3 protein-coding genes are annotated in these 4051 nt (G+C 65.2%); 1 reads left to right on the forward strand and 2 read right to left on the reverse strand.

Annotated elements, in window-relative coordinates; all coding sequences use genetic code 11:
• Window positions 1-238 precede the first annotated feature (238 nt).
• Window positions 239-949, forward strand: a complete 711-nt coding sequence (locus ACPGXI_RS17760; RefSeq protein WP_526655312.1) for a M15 family metallopeptidase — start codon at window positions 239-241, stop codon at window positions 947-949.
• A gap of 44 nt (window positions 950-993) precedes the next feature.
• Here the strand turns inward: ACPGXI_RS17760 and ACPGXI_RS17765 are convergent, their stop codons facing one another.
• The gene (locus ACPGXI_RS17765; protein ID WP_526655314.1) at window positions 994-2175 is read right to left on the reverse strand and encodes a serine hydrolase domain-containing protein; all 1182 of its coding nucleotides are present in this window, start codon (window positions 2173-2175) and stop codon (window positions 994-996) included.
• Complete coding sequence (locus ACPGXI_RS17770; protein ID WP_526655316.1) at window positions 2175-3656, reverse strand: biotin carboxylase; 1482 nt, start codon at window positions 3654-3656, stop codon at window positions 2175-2177. Before ACPGXI_RS17770 ends, ACPGXI_RS17765 begins: the two co-directional genes overlap by 1 nt.
• Window positions 3657-4051: the final 395 nt, after the last annotated feature.

A 4051-nucleotide genomic window follows, 5' to 3' on the forward strand; every position in this document is an offset into this window, starting at 1 on the left:
GAGCCGCATCAGGCAAGTTTACGCGACGGCGCCTGGGGGGACCGCCGCCGACCAGTGCCGACTCCGGTGGTCCGGCCGGCGTGACCGGGGCGGCGCCCATGCCGCGTCCCGTGATGTGGCTGTCCAGTCATCGATCACGTCCTCACACTTGCCCGTGACGATCGAGTGGGTGTACAAGCAAGCCGTGACAACTCACCGCAGATCGCCGCTCTCCGGGAGACCGGTTACCGTCCTGGCGATAGTGACCGCGGCTGCTGCCGTGTTGGTGCAGTGCACCTCCGCGCCCCAACCTCCAGCCGCCGTGTCGCCAGCATCTGCCACGGCACCGCAGGTACCCTCGGCGCCATCGGTGCCGTCGTCGCGAGCTGTTACTCCGGTAGCACCAGAACCTGCCGCGGCGACTGTCTCCCCGGTGACCGCCGCGGAACTCGGCACGAGCTGGCGCCCGGGTTGCCCGGTCGGGCCGGAGCAGCTGCGGCGGGTTCAGGTCGACCACGTCGGCTTTGACGGCCAGACCCACCGCGGCGCGCTCATCGTGAACCGCGACCTGGTGCCCGAAGTGATCGCGGTCTTCGAAAAGCTCTACGAACTGCGATATCCCATCGAGAAGGTCCAGACGGTCGACCACTATCCGGGCGCCGAAGATGAACTGTCGATGCGGGACAACAACACTTCTGGCTTCAACTGTCGGGGCATCCCGGGAACCGACAATTGGTCTCAACACGCCTACGGCCGGGCTATCGACCTCAACCCGCTTCTCAATCCGTTCATCGACAGCGCCGGCGGATTCGAACCGGCAAACGCCGCAGCGTATCTGGACCGCGGCCGCATCGATCCCGGGTTACTCCACCCAGGTGACCCCGCCGTACTGGCCTTCACCGATCGTGGTTGGCAGTGGGGCGGCGACTGGACGACTCCTATCGACTACCAACACTTCGAGCGCCCTTGATCGTCCGGCGCAACGATCACCAAAACGAGTGTGGGACAAATCCGTCAGTTCGTGTGCCGGGCCACCGCATCGAAGGCGCGCAACGTGTCCAGCAGAACGTGCGGGCCGTAGGTGTGCGGCTGGCTCGACAACTTCGCGGCCACCATCTCGGCGGAACGGTTGACGTAGATGATCTGGCCACACATGCCCAGACACAGTAGGACGTCGCTGCCCGGGTATGGGAACCACACCTGGTTGCGGTACATCCCGCCGGGCATCCCGGCGTCGTCGGAGTTGGCGGCGAACGCCTGACGAGAGTCGGGCCCGCCGTCGAGGGTGTTGGCGATCCATGCCGCCGGCACCACCTGCTGCTCGGTCAACGAGACACCGTCCCGTAAGAACAGCGACCCGAATCGGATCATGTCGGTAAGACAGGCGCTGATGCCGCCATTGAACATTCCGGTGCCGACCGCGTCCACGCCGATCGTCGCGTCGCATTGGGCACCGATGGGTCGCCACAGCAACTCCGACATCAGTTCGGGCATCCGCCGACCGCCGGCGACCTCGCAGATCCAGCCGAGTACATCGGTGTCACACGAGCGGTATTCGAATGGTCCGCCGTGAGCGGACTTCCTGTGCAGGGTCAGCAGGAAGTCGTACAGCGTGCCGGGAACGTCCGCACTGCTCCTGGGCGCCCACCCCATCGCCTGATCGAGGAGGTGTATCTCCGCAGCCGGGTCACCGTAGTCGTCTGAGAAGGCAATACCGGACCTCATGTCCAGCAGGTGGCGCACCGTTGCGCCGGCGTAGCCGCAGTTCGCCAAGGCCGGGACGAATGCCGTGACCGGCGCGTCGAGGTCGATCGCGTCGGCCCCGTGCAGCGCCCCCACGACGGCGGCCACCAGCGACTTGCTCACCGAAAACAGTAGGTGTCGGGTTGCGGACCCAAGGCCGTTGCAGTATTCCTCGGCCACCAGCTTGCCCCGGGAAGCTACGGCCCACCCATCGGTATCGCTGCTGGCCAGCACCGCGCCAACGGTGGTGGCCACCCCGGCAGTGCTGATCACCGGGATGTCGGCCACCGGAGCGTTGGCTGCGAGCAACTCCGCCGCCGGTTCGATCCCCCGTGGGATTACCGCGGTCGGCACCACGTCTTCGACATGCTGGAAAGACCAATGCGCATAGGGTTCCGAGAGCCAGTTGCTCAGTGAGATGCCGGCCGGGAGTCGGCCGGGTTCGCCGCCGATCACGCCCGCGCGACAAGCCGTGAGACGATCGGTGAGGCTGGCGCCAGGGGTGCTGAGGCCAACTTTGCCTTGATGCCATTGACCCAGCGCCGGCAGTGTTCGGTGAGTTGGTAGTCAGCGGTCTGCAGGTGCCCGCGGGTGACCAGCACGCCCAGTTGGGCACCCTCGCAGCGTAAGTCGCCAGGCGCGGCCACCCGCATGTAGAAAGCCTCAGACTCGTCAGTCACCGAGTCCCAGTCATTGGCGTGCCGCGCGAAGGAGACGTGCCCCGCCTCATCGAGGCGGTACACACCGGTGCGGGGCGTCGCAGTGAAGAGCTCGACATCCGGCGAGGTCTCCGCGATGATCACCTGGCCCCAGACCTCGTCCTCGCCGTAACCTCGCTCCCAGCGCGAGTTGATCTCGTCGATGTCGAGTTCGTACTCCACGCCCATGAACTCGAGCAGGTGGAACAGGAATAACGGCACATCGGCGAAAGCCTCGGTGGTCAAGTTGGTCATCGGGCTGGCGCCACTAAGCCGGGGGTTCACCTCGCCGAGGTAGAGCTCGTCGGAGTCCAGGTCGTGCAGGAGGTCTACTTCGAAGTAGCCGCGGTACCCCTCGCGGCTCATGACATCGCCCAGCTTCCGCACCATCTCCCGTGCGGCGCGCGTCCGTGCCGGTGGCAGCACCCCGTGCCAGATGTCGTTACCGCACCAACTGCCCTGGTAGGGAGTCAGCTCCGGGTAACCAACGAGACTCGTCATCGCGGGGCCGATCACCGTGCCGTACCGGGTCACGGTGCCCTCGAGGCACACCTCGACATTGCGGATCCGCTTCATGATTTTGATCTCGTGCTGTCCGGCCAGGTCAGCGGCGCAATCGCGCCAGTCGCTTTCACTGCGCACAAAGAATGTCCCGCTGCCGGCATCGCCGTAGGCGTCCTGAATGACAAGGTCGTCGCCCAGCCCTGCGTTGTGCGCCAGCCTCAGCAGGTCGTCGTGGGAGCTGACCCGCCCGATCGCGTGAGGCACGCTCGGCACGCCCGCCTCCTCTGCCAGGCGCGTCATCACGACTTTGGAGTCCAGGCGGTGGAGCAACTCTGCGGGAGGTTCCATCACGTCCAGCCCAGCCTGGCGCGCGAGGGCCGAGGTTTCCTCGTCAGGCATCACAAAGCACGCCTTGCCGCCGGGCCCTCGGTCGGCGATGAACTCGAGTGTCTCAGGATCGGACAGGAGGTGATTACACACGTCCCCCATGGAGTCGAAGTCCCTGCGGTCGCGCCGCCGGGGTACGAACACGCGCGGGTGAGAGCGCTCGAAAGAGTCAAAATAGTTCAGGTAGAAAAAGTTCCGTACCCAGCGGTCGATACCTAGCAGGTTGAACGGGGTCGGCGAGATGAAGTACAGGGGCACGGTGTTGGTGTGAAAAAACGCGCGCACATCAGAGAGGCTGGTCAGCGGACGGCGCGGAACGATCACTCCGGGCACCGTGACGTCGATGTCTGGGTCCGGAGCAAGAACCGGGGTGCGGGCAGGGCTGTTGCGGGCACGGCAACGGCCGTGAAGTCACATGTCTGCATTCCACAAGTGTGCACGCTGGCGTGGAGGTGCGTCACGGGTGAGGAACCATCCTGGGTTGGACGTCGGTTGGTTGGACGTCGGTTGGTTGGACGTCGGTTGGTTGGACGTCGGTTGGTTGGACAAAGCCGCCACCGTTTTCTAGCCTGCTCGGAGGCCTCGGTTCAAGGAGAGGCAGTTCGACGGACAACGTCGACAACAGTCAAAGGACGCGCAGTCTTGAAATTTGATCCCTCGTTTGTGTCGAAATCCGGCGCCCACAAGCTGGTAGCCGCAGCGATCGTCGGACTGGCGACCCTCAGCGCGGTGGGGGGCGC

The sequence above is a fragment of the Mycobacterium sp. genome (assembly GCF_049608025.1).
GTDB lineage: Bacteria > Actinomycetota > Actinomycetes > Mycobacteriales > Mycobacteriaceae > Mycobacterium.